The 18,192-nt window shown below is 38.6% G+C and carries 20 protein-coding genes and 1 tRNA gene; 1 reads left to right on the forward strand and 20 read right to left on the reverse strand.

Annotated features, from left to right (window positions below; all coding sequences use genetic code 11):
- The 20 genes from tsaD to recG form a co-directional block, all read right to left on the reverse strand.
- The gene (gene tsaD, locus VRHSUH10_RS02270; RefSeq protein WP_105089278.1) at positions 1 to 1,032 is read right to left on the reverse strand and encodes a tRNA (adenosine(37)-N6)-threonylcarbamoyltransferase complex transferase subunit TsaD; all 1,032 of its coding nucleotides are present in this window, start codon (positions 1,030 to 1,032) and stop codon (positions 1 to 3) included.
- A complete protein-coding gene (gene rimI / locus VRHSUH10_RS02275; protein ID WP_105089279.1) occupies positions 1,029 to 1,478 on the reverse strand; it encodes a ribosomal protein S18-alanine N-acetyltransferase in 450 nt (149 codons plus the stop codon). The genes tsaD and rimI overlap by 4 nt, the downstream gene beginning before the upstream one ends.
- The gene (tsaB, locus tag VRHSUH10_RS02280; RefSeq protein WP_105089280.1) at positions 1,478 to 2,236 is read right to left on the reverse strand and encodes a tRNA (adenosine(37)-N6)-threonylcarbamoyltransferase complex dimerization subunit type 1 TsaB; all 759 of its coding nucleotides are present in this window, start codon (positions 2,234 to 2,236) and stop codon (positions 1,478 to 1,480) included. The genes rimI and tsaB overlap by 1 nt, the downstream gene beginning before the upstream one ends.
- Positions 2,220 to 2,714, reverse strand: coding sequence for a tRNA (adenosine(37)-N6)-threonylcarbamoyltransferase complex ATPase subunit type 1 TsaE (gene tsaE / locus VRHSUH10_RS02285; RefSeq protein WP_105089281.1), 495 nt, complete (start codon positions 2,712 to 2,714; stop codon positions 2,220 to 2,222). The genes tsaB and tsaE overlap by 17 nt, the downstream gene beginning before the upstream one ends.
- Positions 2,704 to 3,684 (reverse strand): thiamine-phosphate kinase, encoded by a 981-nt coding sequence (gene thiL / locus VRHSUH10_RS02290; RefSeq protein WP_105089282.1) that lies wholly within the window; start codon positions 3,682 to 3,684, stop codon positions 2,704 to 2,706. The genes tsaE and thiL overlap by 11 nt, the downstream gene beginning before the upstream one ends.
- Positions 3,685 to 3,798: 114 nt before the next feature.
- Positions 3,799 to 4,359, reverse strand: a complete 561-nt coding sequence (locus VRHSUH10_RS02295) for a GerMN domain-containing protein (protein WP_105089283.1) — start codon at positions 4,357 to 4,359, stop codon at positions 3,799 to 3,801.
- A gap of 3 nt (positions 4,360 to 4,362) precedes the next feature.
- Complete coding sequence (locus VRHSUH10_RS02300) at positions 4,363 to 5,460, reverse strand: N-acetylmuramoyl-L-alanine amidase (protein WP_105089284.1); 1,098 nt, start codon at positions 5,458 to 5,460, stop codon at positions 4,363 to 4,365.
- Positions 5,461 to 5,705: 245 nt separating this feature from the next.
- A complete protein-coding gene (locus VRHSUH10_RS02305; RefSeq protein WP_005386348.1) occupies positions 5,706 to 6,650 on the reverse strand; it encodes a ComEC/Rec2 family competence protein in 945 nt (314 codons plus the stop codon).
- A gap of 2 nt (positions 6,651 to 6,652) precedes the next feature.
- Positions 6,653 to 8,224: an NAD(P)H-hydrate dehydratase gene (locus tag VRHSUH10_RS02310; protein ID WP_105089285.1), complete on the reverse strand. Its 1,572-nt coding sequence runs from the start codon at positions 8,222 to 8,224 to the stop codon at positions 6,653 to 6,655.
- A gap of 1 nt (position 8,225) precedes the next feature.
- Positions 8,226 to 8,597 (reverse strand): holo-ACP synthase, encoded by a 372-nt coding sequence (gene acpS / locus VRHSUH10_RS02315; RefSeq protein ID WP_105089286.1) that lies wholly within the window; start codon positions 8,595 to 8,597, stop codon positions 8,226 to 8,228.
- Positions 8,598 to 8,665: 68 nt separating this feature from the next.
- The gene (locus VRHSUH10_RS02320) at positions 8,666 to 9,457 is read right to left on the reverse strand and encodes a hypothetical protein (RefSeq protein WP_105089287.1); all 792 of its coding nucleotides are present in this window, start codon (positions 9,455 to 9,457) and stop codon (positions 8,666 to 8,668) included.
- Between the two features lie 102 nt (positions 9,458 to 9,559).
- Positions 9,560 to 9,643, reverse strand: a tRNA-Leu gene (locus VRHSUH10_RS02325).
- 54 nt (positions 9,644 to 9,697) lie between these two features.
- The gene (surE, locus tag VRHSUH10_RS02330) at positions 9,698 to 10,459 is read right to left on the reverse strand and encodes a 5'/3'-nucleotidase SurE (RefSeq protein WP_105089288.1); all 762 of its coding nucleotides are present in this window, start codon (positions 10,457 to 10,459) and stop codon (positions 9,698 to 9,700) included.
- 17 nt (positions 10,460 to 10,476) lie between these two features.
- A complete protein-coding gene (locus tag VRHSUH10_RS02335) occupies positions 10,477 to 11,739 on the reverse strand; it encodes a glycosyltransferase family 2 protein (RefSeq protein WP_005386342.1) in 1,263 nt (420 codons plus the stop codon).
- Positions 11,740 to 11,758: 19 nt separating this feature from the next.
- Positions 11,759 to 12,430 (reverse strand): CDP-diacylglycerol--serine O-phosphatidyltransferase, encoded by a 672-nt coding sequence (gene pssA / locus VRHSUH10_RS02340; protein WP_105089289.1) that lies wholly within the window; start codon positions 12,428 to 12,430, stop codon positions 11,759 to 11,761.
- The gene (locus VRHSUH10_RS02345; RefSeq protein WP_005386340.1) at positions 12,423 to 13,064 is read right to left on the reverse strand and encodes a phosphatidylserine decarboxylase family protein; all 642 of its coding nucleotides are present in this window, start codon (positions 13,062 to 13,064) and stop codon (positions 12,423 to 12,425) included. The genes pssA and VRHSUH10_RS02345 overlap by 8 nt, the downstream gene beginning before the upstream one ends.
- 14 nt (positions 13,065 to 13,078) lie before the next feature.
- Positions 13,079 to 13,801 (reverse strand): WecB/TagA/CpsF family glycosyltransferase, encoded by a 723-nt coding sequence (locus VRHSUH10_RS02350; RefSeq protein ID WP_105089290.1) that lies wholly within the window; start codon positions 13,799 to 13,801, stop codon positions 13,079 to 13,081.
- Between the two features lie 15 nt (positions 13,802 to 13,816).
- A complete protein-coding gene (gene guaB, locus VRHSUH10_RS02355) occupies positions 13,817 to 15,271 on the reverse strand; it encodes an IMP dehydrogenase (RefSeq protein WP_105089291.1) in 1,455 nt (484 codons plus the stop codon).
- Between the two features lie 76 nt (positions 15,272 to 15,347).
- Positions 15,348 to 15,533, reverse strand: a complete 186-nt coding sequence (locus VRHSUH10_RS02360; protein ID WP_105089292.1) for a 4-oxalocrotonate tautomerase — start codon at positions 15,531 to 15,533, stop codon at positions 15,348 to 15,350.
- A gap of 131 nt (positions 15,534 to 15,664) precedes the next feature.
- Positions 15,665 to 17,707 carry an ATP-dependent DNA helicase RecG gene (gene recG / locus VRHSUH10_RS02365; protein WP_105089293.1) on the reverse strand — a complete coding sequence of 681 codons (2,043 nt, stop codon included), beginning with the start codon at positions 17,705 to 17,707 and terminating at the stop codon, positions 15,665 to 15,667.
- A gap of 223 nt (positions 17,708 to 17,930) precedes the next feature.
- Between recG and rpmB the strand changes: the two genes are divergently transcribed.
- Positions 17,931 to 18,119: a 50S ribosomal protein L28 gene (rpmB, locus tag VRHSUH10_RS02370; protein WP_005386334.1), complete on the forward strand. Its 189-nt coding sequence runs from the start codon at positions 17,931 to 17,933 to the stop codon at positions 18,117 to 18,119.
- The last annotated feature ends 73 nt before the right edge of the window (positions 18,120 to 18,192 follow it).

Below are 18,192 nucleotides of genomic sequence, written 5' to 3' on the forward strand. Positions count from 1 at the left end.
TTAATCCTCTTTCCAAGATACATGTCCAATTTCAACACTTGGTTTTGCATTCAATGTTAAATCTGCGAATTTACCCGCTTGAGCCATATAATAAGCGCGACAACCAATCATCGCTGCATTATCAGTGGACAAAATTTTATGAGGCTTGTAATAGGTAAACCCTTCTTTTTCGCACATCTTTTGTAATGCTGTTTGTAAACCTTTATTAGCCGAAACACCACCAGCTATAGTAATACGAGTTTCCCCCAATGTATGCGCTGCATCTCGTGTTTTCTCAACTAATACATCTACAATCGCCTTTTGGAAGGATGCTGCAACGTCTGCTTGATTTATCGGCTCATTCTTTTGCTGCTTACTATTTAAATAGTTTAATACAGCAGATTTTAAGCCACTAAAACTAAATTCGAAATTACCAGGTTCACTCAAAGCCTTTGGAAATTCAATAGCATCTGGATTGCCTTCAATTGCGAGGGCATCGATATGAGGGCCACCTGGGTAAGGGAACCCCATAACACGAGCAATTTTATCAAATGCTTCCCCCGCTGCGTCATCGCGAGTCTGTCCAAGAATATCAAACTCTTCATAGCCTTTTACATGCACTAACATGGTATGACCACCAGACACAACGAGGCTTAAAAATGGAGGCTCCAATTCAGGATTGGCTAAGAAATTAGCAAAGATATGACCTTCCATATGGTGAACTGGTACCAAAGGAATACCTGTAGCAAAGGATAACCCCTTTGCAGCAGCTACACCAACTAATAATGCGCCCACTAGACCTGGGCCATAGGTAACGCCAATATGGTCTATATCTTGTAAGGTTACATTTGCATCGCGCAATGCTTGATCTATAACCGGTATAACTTGTTCAATATGATGACGTGATGCGATTTCTGGTACAACACCACCAAATTTTCTATGAATAGGCACTTGGCTAGAAATTACATTAGATAAAACAGTACGCCCATCCTTTAGGACAGATGCAGATGTTTCATCGCAACTACTTTCCAAGGCTAATGTGTAAATACTCATTCTATTTCCTCTGAAACGAGAGACATAATATAAGCATCCTCTTTTGGCTCTGAATAATAATCTTTTCGAATTCCTTTAACAGTAAATCCTAGATTTCTATACATTGCCAAGGCAGGTAAATTAGATATGCGTACCTCCAAGAAGATTTCATGCATCCCTCTATTCAAACATTCATCTATTAATTCTTTAGTAAGTTTTGAGCCATATCCCTTACCACGGGCGGAAGGTAGAATGGCAATATTCGTGATTTGTCCTTCATCGTATACGAGCCAAGCACCAGCATAGCCCACAATATGATTTTCTTCACAAATAACCATATATAACTTATTATCGGCCCCTTCAAGTTCAGCAAGTACCGATTCCAAGCTCCATGGAACAGAAAAGGACTGTTGTTCTATATCATAAATGGCTTGAGCATCATCTACAGTAGCTAACCGAATCTCCATTATTCTACTCCTGCCGCTTCGGTGACAACAACTGTAGGATTTTGGTTTAACATGTCTGGATTATCCTTATGTCGTTCCTCCCATAAAACCTCTGCTTCAGAACGACGGATATAATAAGGAACCATATCCATTGGATCACATATCTCTTCACGGATAACTAAGTCGCGTCCCTCTAAAAGTAAAGAACTGGCTTTAGGAATGCGTTGTGAAATATCTAGAATAGTCAAATTAGTATCGTTTTCGTCTAAAAGCTTTTCAATGCGCTTGAAACCATCACCTAAGAATAAGACCTCTTCCTTAGTTTCTCGGAACTTTTCTAATAAATCACTAGCTGCAATAACAAACGGTTCCTCTTTACATACTAGCTCATTGTTTTCATATCGATATAGACCAGCATATACATGCTTTTTCTGAGCATCGATAACAGTACAGATAGTTCTATTTGTATATGAAACATTATGAGCCAAACTATCCATTGTCATCACACCATACAATGGAATTTGTAAGGCATAAGCCATAGCTTTTGCAGTCCCCATACCTATACGCAATCCCGTAAATGAACCAGGACCAATGCTAACTATAATACCTTTTAGTTCATTCTTTTTTACTTGTGAGGCTCGCAACAACATGTCGATGTGAGGTATTAGCTGCTCAGAATGAGTTAATCCCGCTTGAATAGTTAGTTCACCAATCAAGTTTGTTTCATCCATTAAGGCCACACTCGATACGAGCGAACTTGTCTCAATTCCCAACCACATATGGGCCTCCTATATCTACTAAATCATCTTTTGTAAGATAATCACTACTTAACGTAATGGATCGGCTTGTATCATCAATACGAGTTAAATATATCCATAATGTTTCATCTGGTAATTCATCAGAAAATTTATCAGCCCACTCCACAATGGATACACAGTCATCTGTATATTCGTAAAAGCCAATATTTTCTAATTCACTTATATCATCTAATCGATATACATCAAAATGATATAAATGTGTTCTATCAACATCGTAAGTATTCATGATGGCAAACGTAGGGCTAGTAATCTCCTCTGTAACGCCAAACCCTTTCGCAATGCCTTGGGATAGATGTGTTTTTCCGGTCCCCAAATCACCAATTAAGGCAATACATAAAGGGTCACCACTTTGTTTGACCCATTTGCCTAATAATTGTCCAAATTGTTGTGTATCTTCAACTGTATGAGTCTCTAATTGAACCTGTGCCTTATGATTCATGAAAATGATTATATCCTTTCGCTTCTATGGTCTTAATCGTTTTATCCGGTGTTACCATCTGCACCTGAGCTGATCCAGATACAACTTCACCAATTATTGTAATGCCTGCTAAATTCTCTAATTTAGGAAGCAATGATTTAGGAGCCGTGAATACTAGTTGAAAGTCCTCGCCACCATACAATGCATAATCTACTGGATTAGTCTGCAAATACTTAGCTAATTCATAAGTCTCCTCATGTAGTGGAATAGCTTTTTCCTCTATGACAATAGATACATTGCTAGCCGATGCAATTTCATTTAATTCACTACCGAGACCATCACTTATATCATTCATACTATGAATACCTAATTGTCTCAATTGTTGGCCCAATTCTATTTGTGGATCTGGACGTTGATGACCAACCTTGGTCATATGATAACCATCTAAATTATATGATAAGGCGCCCAAACCTGTAGCAGCATAACCTACGTAATTTGTAATACCCACAATATCACCTACTTGCGCACCGCTACGCATAATAGCAGTTCCTTTAGGGACATCACCAATAATTGTTACAGTCCACACCATGGGCCCTTCCGTACGCACCGTATCCCCACCAAGTATATTAAGATGATATTTTGCGCATTGATCTTTTATACCTCTATAAACTTCATCAAGAATAGCCGTATCAACATATTCAGGTGCCGCCACAGATAGCACAATTTGACGAGGAGTACCACCCATAGCAGCAATATCACTCAAATTGGCCGTCATGAGACGATAGCCTACATCATAGGGCTTCATATAGTGAAAGCTAAAGTGAACCCCTTCCACCATCGTATCAGTACTAATTAATTGATCTGTTTCTTCCTTAGCACTATATACAGCACAATCATCACCAATTCCTGTAATCACAGTACTTGGATCATGTATCGTATTATCTTGAATGTGGCGAATGAAATTAAATTCCCCTACATCTTTTAATTGCATCTCATCACCTGGCTTCCGATTAGTATACATATTGTATTGTAACATATATAAAAGACAACAAAAATAGCAGATAGTTGATATATCAACTATCTGCTATCAATGAGCCTAACTTAATTATTTTTTAATTAGGTTTGTCATCCGTTTAACAGGATCTTTCGTATCAAAGGAACCTACAGTAGGTACCTTTTTACCATTGCTAACGAAGAGAACACCATTAATATTATCAAAGGATGTCAATGTATTTACAATGGCAGCCATTTGTAATTGAACAGTTAAGTCCCCACCATTACCTTTTACGAAAGCGTCATTCACTTCTACAGAAGCAATGCCGTCCTTTACAGTAACGGATGTAATTTTAATATCCTTGGAGAATACTGGATATTTTTGTGCTCTATCAGCTTTTAACATCGCTAGAAGAGCAGCTTTAGGCGTTACTTTGTCCGCCTCCATCTCAACGGTTGATTGTTTTACCCCTGAGCCATCCTCTGTTGGAACAAAGAAGGCCATCTTAACCATTTCTTGAGATGTTTTTGTTGTTTCTGCATCCTTATTGACTTTCGTCTCTTGCACAGGTTCACTTTTACCCGTTGTAGGTGCTTGATTAGGTGTACAACCCGCTGCAAATGCAAGCAAACCTACGCAGAGGATCGACAGAACTTGTTTACGTAATTTCATCGATTAACCTCCAAAGTAACTAGCAATACCATTGGCAATGCGATTTGCAAAGTCTTCTTGTGTTTGAGGAGATTGCAATACACGTTCTTCATTAGGGTTGGAAATAAAACCAAGCTCTACAAGAACTGCAGGCATGTTAGAATGTCTCAACACATATAAGTTACCTTCTTGAATGCCACGGTCACCATTGAAACCTGGAACGCTAGCAATTTGAGATTGTACCTTTTGTGCTAATCGAGCATCATTGCCTGTTTTACTATAGTAGTATGTTGCAATACCACCAACACTTGGGTTGTTGAATGCGTTAATATGCACACTGATGAGCGCATCAGAATTGCTACGGTTTGCTACGTTAACACGAGCACCCAATTCATCAACACCACTTGCATTAGGACCGTATACGTCTACGTCTGTAGTACGAGTCATAAGCACTTTAGCGCCACGATTTTCTAGAGCTTTTTTCAAGTACATAGAAATCGGTAGTGTAATATTTTTCTCTTGTACACCATGCGGCCCAACGGCACCAGAGTCACTACCACCATGACCTGGGTCAATCGTAATTGTTTTACCAGATAGACCACCGCTAATAGAATAATTACCGGATCCTGTTGGCATATTTTTCGCAGGATGTGCAGAAGGAGATGGACGTTTGCCATAATAAGCAGGTTTAGGTGCCACACCTTTTTTCTGTACATCTACAACGATGCGATACGGTTTCTGATTAACCGTATCTTTCTTTAGGGAAAATACCTTTACATCACTCGTATCGATAGATGAAGGTGTCTTGATTGTTACCTTCACATCTCTGCCATCTTCTGTGAGTCTAGCAGAACTAGCTATGCTAGAGTCCATATTGATATTCGCTTTAGCAGTTTTTAGCTTTGTGTTCTTTAAGGTAACAGTCGTCGTTTTCCCATCTTTGCTAATCGATGCAGACGCTTTTACCGGTGCTGACAAATCCATAACCATACGAACATATGGTACCGGTGCATCAGTTCGTGTCACCCATCGAGCATCTTCAAGATTAGCTGCCTTTGCTTGAGTCAAGAATAGTGGTATCGCCATCAAGACAGCAAGGCACATAAAAAATAGTTTACGCAATACATTCACTCCAATCTAACTGACATACGTAGTGTCCAAACCATAGAGATGAGTCGATGATATCTTTGTGAATCAAAGTCTCATCGTTCCAATCTATCCATAAACTAATGTTAGATTATAGATAGATTATTTCATACAAACATGAAGATTAGTATGCCGATTATACATATTACTATATAAAGTCTTTATACAGTACACACAAAAATCAGTTGCTTAAAATTAATTTTTGTGCTATGCAATCGACGCTAACGTTCAGTTGTAATTTGCCATTCATTCCCATCCGTACTAATGTGAATACGTCCCATCGTATCTGTACGGTAAATGGCAATATTGTTCTCCTGCAAACGACGTAATGTTACATCGTGAGGATGACCATAACTATTATACATGCCATTTGAAATTAATGCACTTTCTGGTTTAATAGATTTTAAAAAATCTTCAGAGCTACTTGTGCGAGAACCGTGGTGACCTACCTTAAGAACACGGGCAAACAGTCTAGAGTTCTGCTCTTTTATGAGTTTTTTCTCTTCTTGTAATTCTGCATCACCAGTAAAGAGCATAGAGAATTTACCAAAAATTAATTTACCTACAATAGAGTTATTATTAAGATCTGGCGCTCCTTTTTTATCTGTTAAAGGTTCAGTCCAAGGTGCATATACAACAAATACCGCTCCATGACCAAAATCTACTACATCACCACTACGCAATGTAGACCGTTGGATTTTATTTTTATCAATCCATTTTTCATAGGTTTTATACATATTATTATCAACAGAAATACCATCATCATACACATGTTCAATAGGCATAGCTTTTGCAATAGCATAAAAACCACCCATATGGTCAGCATGAGGATGTGTGATAATTACATTTTTTAGCTTTGTAACACCCATAGACTTTAACTGTGCCACAATGTTCTCACGATGCTCTATGTCACCTGTATCGATCATACTATATTCATCGCCGACCTTAAGTAATATGGCATCGCCTTGACCAATATCTAGCATATATACATCTAGATGACCTTCAGGATTCGTCTGCTTCGTATCAATTGAATAGCCTTCATTTACACTAGTGCTATTCTGAGATGCTGCATTAGCTACATCTTTATTCGTGCATCCCGCAATAGCAAAGATTGGAATACATAACACTAACAAAAAGGCTATAAATCGCTGTATTTTATTTGTCATTCTTATTCTCCCAATAATTCACTAATGACACAACCTATCGATGTACTTACATCACTAGGTGTATACCCCCAAGTTTTAGTATCACTTAGTATATCTGCACTGCGGCTATGTACATAGACACCTAAAATTGCACCATCTTGTAAGGAATAACCTTGGCTAATAAAACCTGCAATAATACCTGTTAATACATCCCCCATTCCGCCAGTTCCCATACCAGCATTTCCGATAGTATTAACATATACCGTACCATCAGGTAGTGCCACAACAGAAGGAATTCCCTTAAGTACTAACACTACTTGATGAGCCTTAGCAAATGCTCGAGCCAGTGTAATATAATGACGTTCAATCCATTTTATTGGCAAATCTATAAGTCTACTAAATTCACCTAAATGAGGCGTCATTACACAGTATGGCAGATTTTTTTGCACCTTATATACGGACTCAATATGGCCATCACGTAAAGCATCTTTATCGACAGAACCTACATGGCCTAATGCATATAACGCATCTGCATCAATGACGAGAGCGCCTTCACAGGAATCAATAGCTTGATTTACTACATCTGGAATATCTGTAGTGCGCCCCAAACCTGGCCCAATAGCAACTACTTGACGTCCGTCATAAAGGGATTCATTTTCATCGATAGATGTTACCATTACTTCCGGTATGATACGACCTTGCACAACTTGTTTAATTGTATCTGGAACGCCTAATGTAACCTTACCGGCTCCACTATGAACAGCTGCTTCTGCGGCCAACATAGGGGCTCCCACCATATCACTAGATCCACCGATAATCAAGGTATTCCCATTTATACCTTTATGAGCCATTGGAACGCGATAATTGATTAACGTTTCTGCTAAATCCGAATCAATAGTGATGGTACTATCACGATTAATTAATACTTGTTGCCAAGGAGCACCTAGCGGTGCAACAATAGCTGTGCCACCTATGGCCTTACCAGGATATAACAATAAACCTTGTTTAATAGCTCCAAAGGTAACCGTATAATCATAGGTCAATGTTCCCTCTGAAATTTGACCAGAAGAAGCATCTAGCCCTGCCGGTACATCAATAGCCCACAAGTCAAAATTATATTGACTACGCATAGTATCAATATCATGCAAAACATCGATGGTTAAATCCCGCAATCGGCCTGTTAAGCCTGTGCCCATAATGCCTTCTACAGCAATAGCCACATTAGACCAATCATTGAATTCGTCATACGTATCAATGATACATCCCATTGCTTCACATCTTTCAAGTTGCACTGCAAAGAGGTCACTACACTTGCTCGTATCACCGACAAGTACAATTTGTACAGGTACGCCTTGTTCTAATAGATGACGAGTGGCTACAAGACCATCTGCCCCATTATTTCCTGTACCACAGATAAATAGTACAAAACTATTGATAGAACGTGCATTATCTAAAGAAAATAAGTCATATTGTCCCCATAAAGCATCTACAATGCCACGTCCTGCATTTTCCATTAGAATTTCCAAAGAAACACCTAACTGCTTAGGTACCTCTTGATCTATATATCGAGCATCCTCAGTTGTTAATATTTGCATCTTATGCTCCTTCAAGTATAACCGTGCTCATTGCATATTCTTTGCAATGGCTAATGGACACATGTATATCAGTATAACCTAATGTTTCATAGATTTCTTTGAAAGTATCTTGTAGACGAATTAAGGGCGCCCCCAATTCATCATGATAAACTTCTATATCTTGCCATGAACCATGGCGCATTCCCTTTCCTAATGCTTTAATGAAAGCCTCTTTAGCAGCATATATGCCAGCATAAGACTCATAACGCCCTTTTTTTCGGCTTTCACAGTAATCAATCTCATGAGACGTATACACGCGTTCACGAAATGGTTTAGATTTCTCTATAGCACAACGGATACGGTCAATTTCAATAATATCATTCCCTAATTTCATAATAACTCCTAAATTACCCTAACATTTATATTATACACTCTTAAAGTGGATAAAAACATAGATAAAATCTAGGCATTTACTGAAAATGGTAATTTAGGTAAGCTATAAATTTCAACCTTACCCTTGCGATTAACGGCTACATACATTTGACCATTACGATAATCCATATCTTCTACTTCCATACCTGACGTATAAGGAGTTATATTCTTAACAACACCTTCATTATCAACAGAAACAAAGGTTGTTAAGGTTGTAAATATAGTATTACCATTCGCTGCATAGGCGCCATTATTATTTAAATCAGTATGCTCTGCATCAATGGTAAAGCTACGAATTCGATTAAAATTAGCATCGTAATAATTAATTGTACGATGAGAATTTGTTAAAGGCACAATCGATACATATTCGTTGCGCTCTTTATCAAAGGCAAAGTTAAATACCTTTTCTTTTAATTTAATAGGTGCCTCTACAATCATGCTATCAGCTTCAATAGGTGTAACGATATATCCATCTACAACAGCGTTGGTTGTATAGTAGCGATTATTATTCGGATTATAGGTCAACGTATTCATATGGCCTAATAAACGTTTTTGACTATATTCATACTTAGCAACAACTTGTAACGTTGTTGGATTTATTTCATACATAATTTGTTTTGTATTATCTGAGTTTATACAAGCAAGAACAAATACATCTTTTTTAGAGTTATAACAAAAGCCTTGGCATTGATTAACAGAACTATCTAAGGGTATCTCAGCTAACCGTGTTAACGGTAAAGGCATTTGAACTACACTTACAGGTTGTGCTAGCTTTGGTATGTCAAAGACATTAGCAATATATTCAATTACACCTTGATCCATACTTTCACCTCAAGCAAATAAAATGTATACAACTGTATATTAATTCATAAATATAAATATATAAAAAATAGGCGGTAAGACAAAAGTCTTACCGCCTAAAGTTGGTGCCGGAGGTGGGACTTGAACCCACACGGTGTTACCCGCTTGATTTTGAGTCAAGTGCGTCTGCCATTCCGCCACTCCGGCGTCTCGGAACATTTGTTATTATACAGATATCCCAAAACAATGTCAACATATTTTTTATATTTTATCTAAAATATTTTTAACCGCTTCCATACCTACATCACATTGCTGCTTCCATGTAAGTGCTACCCCTGTTATATAGCCCTTGCGAGCATACTCCACATCGGTAGGGACACTTTCAGCACCATAATCAAGCTCACCTGCTAACCAGTAATAATCTTGCCCTCTTGAGTTAATACGAGCATCAATAATATTACTATAGGTTTGTAAACCTTGACTAACCATTTTAAAATGATCCCAATCACATGCGCCACGCAATGGGAAGTTTATATTTAATAAGCCATCAAATTGACCTTTAACATAAATCTTTTCAATTAATTCAAGTATAAAGGGGTGCATTTCATCCCCTCGTTCAGGAGAATACCGTTCAACAGATAATGCTAACCCTGGAATGCCGTAAAAACAACTTTCCATGGCAGCAGACACCGTACCGGAATACAATACATCCGATCCCAAATTAAAACCATGATTAATACCTGAAATCACAAGATCAGGCATATCATCACTCAATAAATAACTAAGACCAAACTTCATGCAATCAGAAGGAGTTCCCGTTAGAGCATAAAGGCGAGGATTTTCATCCTCGCCATTGTACGCATCTAATTTTAAAGGAATCTCAGTCGTCAATGCATGGGATTTAGCACTTTGCTCATTTGCAGGTGCTACAACGGTAATTCGATAATATTGACTTAAGTACGATGCAAGACGGCGTAAACCATCTGCTAAAATACCATCATCATTACACATTAAAATATGCATAGTCACTCCTACAGATTCTATTTTTTATTCTTATTCATGTTTCCCATACGGGTCAATTTAACGTCATTTAAGCCAACAGCTCGCGTATGAACTGTATGAGACCACACCTTATTATGACGGCGGAACCAACCTAAAATATTTACAGGAATCCAAGAGTATACAAACAATGGATATAGTAAATAGTAGAACCAAATCTTTGGTGGTACCTTAATCTTCAATAATACGATAAGTGGGAATAAATATTGACCAACCCCAATGATGGTCCATACAGACATCGGTAAAATTTGATACAAAATGTTTGTATAGATTGGTGTGTATGCATTGATATAAGACAATACCAAGTACACAGTAGTCAACAATAGGAAATATGGTTGACTCACTTGGAAAATACCATCCAAAATCATAATATTGCCAGTTTTAATACCTGTGGCAAACAACTTTGGAATGTAGCGGCCTGCACAGTCGAATTGACCTTGCGCCCAACGCAAACGCTGTTTACAAGACGCCATCATGGTTGTAACCTTTTCATCGTATACGATGGCATCATGAGCCCAACATGTGCGAATACCATGAGTTAATAACTTCATGGAGAATTCCATATCCTCAGTCAAGCTATTACAATCCCAACCATATTCACGGATGATGGATGTACGTATACACATACCAGTACCGCCTAACGCTGTAGATAAACCAACGCGGTATTTTGCTAAATGCCACATGTGGTTAACCATCCAAAATGCGATAGAGAATGTACCCGCTACCCATGAGTCCGTAGGGTTTTTAGAATTTAAGTAACCTTGAATAACAGATTCACCTTTTTCAAGATGATCATTCATTTCTAACATGAATTGTGGATGTACTAAATTGTCGGCGTCAAAGATAAGAAATGCATCATATTTCCGATCCATTTGTTCCACGCGATCAAACATCCACCCCATTGCATAGCCTTTACCTACTTCTTCTTTATTGAATCGTTCATGCACATTAGCACCAGCAGCTCTTGCTACCTCAGCAGTCTTGTCTGTACAGTTATCAGCTACAACAAAGATATCGTACAGCTCATCTGGATAATCTAGACTTCGTAAATTTTTTACTAATTCACCGACTACAGCTTCCTCATTATGAGCACACACAACAATAGCAAAGGAATTTTTTGGGGTATAGTTTTTATGTACTCTAGACCGCCACATACCGATTACGGCGAGTACAAAATAATAAACCGTATAAATTACGATTATTACCTGCATAGGGATCAATATCAGATCCAGTAGGTAATTCATACTATTATCCTCCACACACTTATTTACGCACCATATTTAACGCCCCATTAATAAGGCCAAACACTACATAGCCAGCAAAAATCATCACGGCCCATGTATGCCAATCATAAACGAGACAAGCTATAACAAAAATAGCAGTGAGTACAATGGAAAGTTTATTAATATTAACCGCAGATTTACCTTTGAAGTCTGGATATTTTACTTCACTAACCATTAAGAAGCCTACACCTATCATACAAACTACTAGTACAAATTGAGGTACCTCTACGCCACACAATACGTAAGTAGCTGCCAAGCAACCTGCTGCTGGAATTGGCAAACCTTCAAAGTAACCATGAACTTCTTCAGTTTTGATGTTAAAGCGAGCAAGACGGTATGCGCCTAATACAGCAAATGCTAGTAAAGGAACATAAGCAATCCAACCTAAACCGTATAGCTCTTTCATATATAACATATAAGCTGGAGCTACACCAAAGCCTACAACATCAGATAAAGAGTCTAATTCACGCCCCATAGGACCTGCTACACCTAATGCTCTCGCTACACGACCATCTAAACCATCAGCGACTAAGGATAATAGTACGCAAATAGCTGCATAGAAAGTATTACCTGTAGCAGAGAATGTGATGCCTAGGACACCGAAGGCTAAATTAGCACTAGTAAATAAATTTGGAATAATAGATTTATTCATGACGCAACCTCCCGATAACAGTGTCACCACCTGTAATATGTTGACCTTTTTCCACGAACAACTCTACATCCTTATCCATGTAGATTTCAGTACAGGAACCGAATTTAATCATCCCGTACAATTGACCGCGTTCAAGCACACTATCAAGATCCGTCCAAGATACTATACGACGCGCTAAAAGGCCCGCAATTTGTGTTACTAATACGGAAGTGCGATCATTTTCAATACAAATCGTATGACGTTCATTTTCAAATCCTACATCATCTTTAAAAGCAGGCAAGAAACTGCCCATTGTGTAATGGCGGTATGTAATTTTACCGTCAATAGGCGCACGATTGGCATGTACGTCGAAAACAGATAAGAAAATAGTTACCTTTTTACATTCTTTATGTAAGTAAATATCTTCGTATACATCAGAAATATCCATAATTTTACCATCTGCTGGAGATAAAATTAAATCTGGATCTTGAGGGATTACACGTTTAGGATTTCTAAAGAAATTGACGAAAAATAATGCCAGAATAAATGAAATAATCGCAATTACATAATGTCCTAAAAATCCTAACACCACAGTGATAATGAGCATAGCCCCTATCAGTGGAAACCCTTCCTTAATTATTGGTCCTGTAGGCACGATTCAACACTCCTCTATTTATTTCTAATAACGGTCCACATAAACTTAGGAATAGCCAACATACGGCCAATCCGTTGAGGTTCTAAATATAATCGATACAACCATTCGAGACGATTGCGTTGCATCCATTCTGGGGCCCGAGGAATATTACCTGCCAAAACGTCAAAGGAACCACCAATACCAATGGCAACAACGCCATCAAGGTGACTCAATTTTTCTGAAATCCATTGTTCTTGCTTTGGTACGCCTAATGCAACAAACACTAATTTTGCCTTAGACTCCCCAATAGCTTTAACGATTTCTTGTTCCTCTACGCTATCGAAGAATCCATCATGAATCCCTGCAATATTTAATGGTCCAACTTGGGCAGATAAATTATCAATTGCTCGTTGAGCAACACCAGGTGCTGCCCCTAAGCAGTATACAGGAATTTGCTGGTCAGCCGCAACTTTAAATAATCGTTTTGTTACGTCTACCCCCGTTACGCGTTCAGGCACATGTTCGCCTTTACGCTCTGCAGCCCACAAAATGCCAGCCCCGTCAGGAACGACGAGACTAGCATTATTCAATATGGTGTGCAATGTAGGATTTTCATTAGCCAACATAACCATTTCTGCATTAGCCGTGGCTACTAGATGTAGCCCCGGCTCTTCAGTTAATTGCAAAATACGTTGGACTGCCTCATCCATTGTTACACAATCGATAGGCACAGATAAAACAGAAATACGTTTATTCAATGTAATACTCCATTATCAACCACTATAATTTGGTGCTTCAACGGTAATGCTTACATCATGCGGATGACTTTCTTTTAAACCAGCCGCTGTAATTTGAATGAATTGAGTATTTTCAATCATTTCTTGGATGTTATGACATCCGCAATACCCCATACTTGCACGCAAACCACCAACCATTTGGAAAATTGTATCAGCCAACATACCTTTATAAGGTACGCGACCTTCAATACCTTCAGGAACTAATTTCTTAGCTTCTGTTTGGAAATATCGATCTTTACTACCAAGCTTCATAGCACCTAAGCTACCCATGCCACGGTATACTTTATAGGAACGGCCTTGGTAAATCACTGTTTCCCCTGGGCTTTCATCAGTACCAGCTAAAATATTACCCATCATAACTACATTGGCACCAGCCGCAATAGCTTTGGCAATATCGCCAGAATATTTAATGCCCCCATCAGCGATGATAGGAATTCCATAGCGACGACCTACTTGAGCAGACTCATATACTGCAGTGATTTGAGGTACCCCAATACCTGCGATAACGCGGGTTGTACAAATAGAGCCCGGTCCAATACCAACCTTAACAGCATCTGCACCAGCTTCAATAAGAGCCTCTGTACCAGCTGCAGTTGCCACATTACCTGCAATAACAGGAATATGAGGGTAGGCTTGTTTAATTTCTTTCAATGTACGAAGTACACCTGCAGAATGACCATGTGCTGTATCTACAATGATTACGTCAGCCTTAGCAGATACAAGTGCATCAAGACGATCATATAAATCTTTAGATACACCAACAGCAGCACCTACTAATAATCGACCGCTGCTATCCTTGGCAGCATTTGGATATTTTGTCGCTTTTTCAATATCTTTTATAGTAATTAAGCCTTTTAAGTTTCCATCGCCATCTACGAGAGGTAATTTTTCAATACGATGTTCACTTAAAATTGCTTTTGCCTCTTCCATAGATGTACCTTCTGGTGCAGTAACAAGGGAATCCTTTGTCATGCAGTCTCCGATTTGGCGAGTTAAATCAGTTTCAAAACGCATATCGCGATTTGTAATGATCCCTACTAGTTTACCATGTTCTGTGATAGGTACACCAGAAATTTTATATTTTCCCATAATTTCTGCTGCATCAGATAGTAAATTTTGAGGACTTAAGAAAATAGGATCAACGATAACACCATGTTCAGAGCGTTTTACCTTATCAACTTCATGGGCTTGTTCTTCAATAGACATATTTTTATGGATAACGCCAAGGCCACCTTCACGAGCCATAGCAATAGCCATACGGGATTCAGTAACTGTATCCATCCCAGAACTAATCATAGGGATATTTAACGTAATGTCACGAGTTAATTGAGTTTTTAACTCTACTTGATGTGGTAGCACATCAGAAGCTGCTGGTACTAATAAAACATCATCAAAAGTTAGTCCACGCATACCGAATTTATCGTCTCTCATATTTAATTCCTTTCCGTATAATAAAACAAAACTACGACCCGCCTAGTCCACATTGGACTAGGCGGTCAGTCGTAGCTTAGCGTTCAGACCGCAAAATGCCGCCTTCCATATAATCATCTTTTTTCATATCTACGAAGATAACTTTTACTGCGTCAGCAGGTACATTAACGATATCAACCGCAGCTTTAGTGATAGCTTCACCTAATTGTTTTTTTTGTTCTTTTGTGCGCCCTTCAACGAGCTCTACATGAATAAGTGGCATATTGACCTCCATAGATGAAAATGAAATAAATTTGTTTGTTCTATTATACGGTATGAGGAACAGATACACAAGGGAAAAACCCAGATAAAATCTAATATTATCGCTACTTATGTACTTATTATTCCTACCTCTTAATTATACAATATTCTAAGAAATTTTTCACCAAATCTTTTTTCTAATTCTTCTTTCATTACAGATTCAAGTTTTTCCATTCCATGTTGGCTTGCAAAATCTAATACATCCTTGCGAGCCTGTACTAATATTTCAATATCTTTAATAATATTGGCAACTCGCAAATCAGGTAATCCTGATTGGGCTAAGCCAAATAATTGACCAGACCCACGCAATAATAAGTCTTGTTCGGCAAGTTCAAAACCATCCTGTGTCTGCTCCATCAATTTCAAACGCTCTTGGCTCACATCATTTTTTGAATCACTTACAAGAATACAATAGGATTGATGAGATCCACGACCTACACGGCCACGCAACTGGTGCAGTTGTGATAAACCAAATCGCTCGGCCCCTTCTATACACATAATAGTCGCATTAGGCACATTGACACCAACTTCGATAACGGTAGTAGAAACGAGTAGTGAAATCTCACCCTTATGAAAGGCATTCATCACTTCATCCTTTTCACTTGGCTTCATACGCCCATGTACAAGGCCAACCTCATAGGCCTTGTAAAAGTACTCTTTTAGTTCCAAATACAGTTCTTCTGCTGCCTGTAAGTCTAATTTTTCAGACTCTTCGACAAGTGGACATACTACGTAAACTTGACGTCCTTCTGCCATTTCTTTGCCGAAGAATGTTCTCAATCGTTCTTTATATGAGCTATCTACAGCATACGTTTTAACAGGCTTACGCCCTGGTGGCATTTCTTTAATTAAAGAAACCGCTAAATCGCCATACACAGATAAGGTCATGGTCCGTGGAATTGGTGTAGCTGTCATAATGAGTACATGTGGGTATGTACCCTTTTGTTGTAATCGCGCCCGTTGTTCTACGCCAAAGCGATGTTGTTCGTCGATAATGACGAGACCTAAATTATGGAAGTTAACACCTTCCTGAATAAGCGCATGAGTGCCGATGATCATATTAATTGATCCATCAGCTAAGCCTTCATAGATGCGCTCTTTTTCCTTTTTGGTAGTAGACCCTGTCAATAATTCTATGGTAATACCTAAGTTACCACACACATCTGTTATACCTTCATAGTGCTGGGCAGCTAAGATTTCTGTAGGAGCCATTAATGCCCCTTGGTACCCATTTTCGATGGCCTTCAATAAACTCAATGTAGCTACAACAGTTTTACCAGAACCTACATCACCTTGTAATAATCGTTGCATAGGACGTTCATCTTCCATATCGATGCGAATGTCCTCTAATGCACGCTGTTGATCGCCGGTTAAGGAGAACGGCAAGTTTTCTATACATTGAGCCATTAAGTCTCCATTAGGCACCATCTTAGGTCCTTTATGACACTGCTCTTTATTCCGCAACAAGGCCAATCCAGATTGCATGACAAATAACTCTTCATAGGCCAATTGATGACGCGCTTCTTCATATCTCTCTGAAGAATCCGGGAAATGCATCATTTTAAATGCATCATAACGACTCATGTATTGATGTGATTCACGAACCTCAGTAGGCAAAATTTCTTGCATTTCATGATTAGCGGCAAACCAATTGCGTACTGATGAGCGCACCACAAATTGAGACACTCCATCTACAAGAGCATAAATAGGAACGATACCACGATCAGGCTCTCCACCATCTCCCAAATTTTCTATTTGGGGCGTATTCATTTGCATAGACCCATATTGAAATTCCGCTTTGCCATATGCATATAGACGCTGACCTTTTTTATAAAAGTTCTTTTTATACCCTTGGTTAAATAAAACAATCTTTAGTGGACCAGTACCATCTGCAATAACTACCTCTAAAATAGATAGTCGAGGGCGCGGGCGCTTTTCTTGTACAGCAATAACATTGCCTACTACGCCACCGGTCATACCTGACTTTAATTCACCAATTCTATAAATTGTACGGCGGTCTTCATAGCTCCGAGGGAAATATGTCAACAATGATGTTACATTCGTAATCCCTAGCTTATGCAATTGTTTCTCCCGACCAGGACCAATCCCTTTAATGGTCGTTAACCGTTCATCCATAGAAACTCCTTTAAATATACGATAAACACTGAGGATATATCCAATTTCTGTATATCCTTGTGTAAAAGCCCCTTCATATCATAGAATATGATATATAGTATACCTTATATTGTAGTATATTTCATAAAAAGAGCAATATGTACGATAAAAACACTTGCTTTAACTATGTCTTTATGATAATATACTTTTGTTATGTTATAGATTAAGCTTGGAGGTGGAAACTATGGCAAACCTTTGCGAAGTATGTGGCAAATCCACATCTAGCGGTATGAACGTGAGTCACTCTCACATTCGCACAAGAAAAACTTGGAAACCGAACATTCAAAGAGTACGGGCGGTTGTAGACGGTGCTACTAAAAAAGTTAACGTATGCACTCGCTGCCTTCGTTCTAATAAAATTACACGCGCGTAAAATAAAAAGTACATGTACTCTTTGGGGTTCTAGAGCCCCAAAAAAAGCAGTTAGTTCATTTGAACTAACTGCT

The organism is Veillonella sp. T11011-6, from assembly GCF_002959755.1.
Classification (GTDB): Bacteria; Bacillota; Negativicutes; order Veillonellales; family Veillonellaceae; genus Veillonella.

Excerpts from the sequence above, each read along its gene's own strand:
- tsaD (WP_105089278.1), bottom strand. The coding sequence starts at position 1,032 with ATGAGTATTTACACATTAGCCTTGGAAAGTAGTTGCGATGAAACATCT.
- rimI (WP_105089279.1), bottom strand. The coding sequence starts at position 1,478 with ATGGAGATTCGGTTAGCTACTGTAGATGATGCTCAAGCCATTTATGAT.
- tsaB (WP_105089280.1), bottom strand. The coding sequence starts at position 2,236 with ATGTGGTTGGGAATTGAGACAAGTTCGCTCGTATCGAGTGTGGCCTTA.
- tsaE (WP_105089281.1), bottom strand. The coding sequence starts at position 2,714 with ATGAATCATAAGGCACAGGTTCAATTAGAGACTCATACAGTTGAAGAT.
- thiL (WP_105089282.1), bottom strand. The coding sequence starts at position 3,684 with ATGCAATTAAAAGATGTAGGGGAATTTAATTTCATTCGCCACATTCAA.
- VRHSUH10_RS02295 (WP_105089283.1), bottom strand. The coding sequence starts at position 4,359 with ATGAAATTACGTAAACAAGTTCTGTCGATCCTCTGCGTAGGTTTGCTT.
- VRHSUH10_RS02305 (WP_005386348.1), bottom strand. The coding sequence starts at position 6,650 with ATGACAAATAAAATACAGCGATTTATAGCCTTTTTGTTAGTGTTATGT.
- VRHSUH10_RS02310 (WP_105089285.1), bottom strand. The coding sequence starts at position 8,224 with ATGCAAATATTAACAACTGAGGATGCTCGATATATAGATCAAGAGGTA.
- acpS (WP_105089286.1), bottom strand. The coding sequence starts at position 8,597 with ATGAAATTAGGGAATGATATTATTGAAATTGACCGTATCCGTTGTGCT.
- VRHSUH10_RS02320 (WP_105089287.1), bottom strand. The coding sequence starts at position 9,457 with ATGGATCAAGGTGTAATTGAATATATTGCTAATGTCTTTGACATACCA.
- surE (WP_105089288.1), bottom strand. The coding sequence starts at position 10,459 with ATGCATATTTTAATGTGTAATGATGATGGTATTTTAGCAGATGGTTTA.
- VRHSUH10_RS02335 (WP_005386342.1), bottom strand. The coding sequence starts at position 11,739 with ATGAATTACCTACTGGATCTGATATTGATCCCTATGCAGGTAATAATC.
- pssA (WP_105089289.1), bottom strand. The coding sequence starts at position 12,430 with ATGAATAAATCTATTATTCCAAATTTATTTACTAGTGCTAATTTAGCC.
- guaB (WP_105089291.1), bottom strand. The coding sequence starts at position 15,271 with ATGAGAGACGATAAATTCGGTATGCGTGGACTAACTTTTGATGATGTT.
- VRHSUH10_RS02360 (WP_105089292.1), bottom strand. The coding sequence starts at position 15,533 with ATGCCACTTATTCATGTAGAGCTCGTTGAAGGGCGCACAAAAGAACAA.
- recG (WP_105089293.1), bottom strand. The coding sequence starts at position 17,707 with ATGGATGAACGGTTAACGACCATTAAAGGGATTGGTCCTGGTCGGGAG.
- rpmB (WP_005386334.1), top strand. The coding sequence starts at position 17,931 with ATGGCAAACCTTTGCGAAGTATGTGGCAAATCCACATCTAGCGGTATG.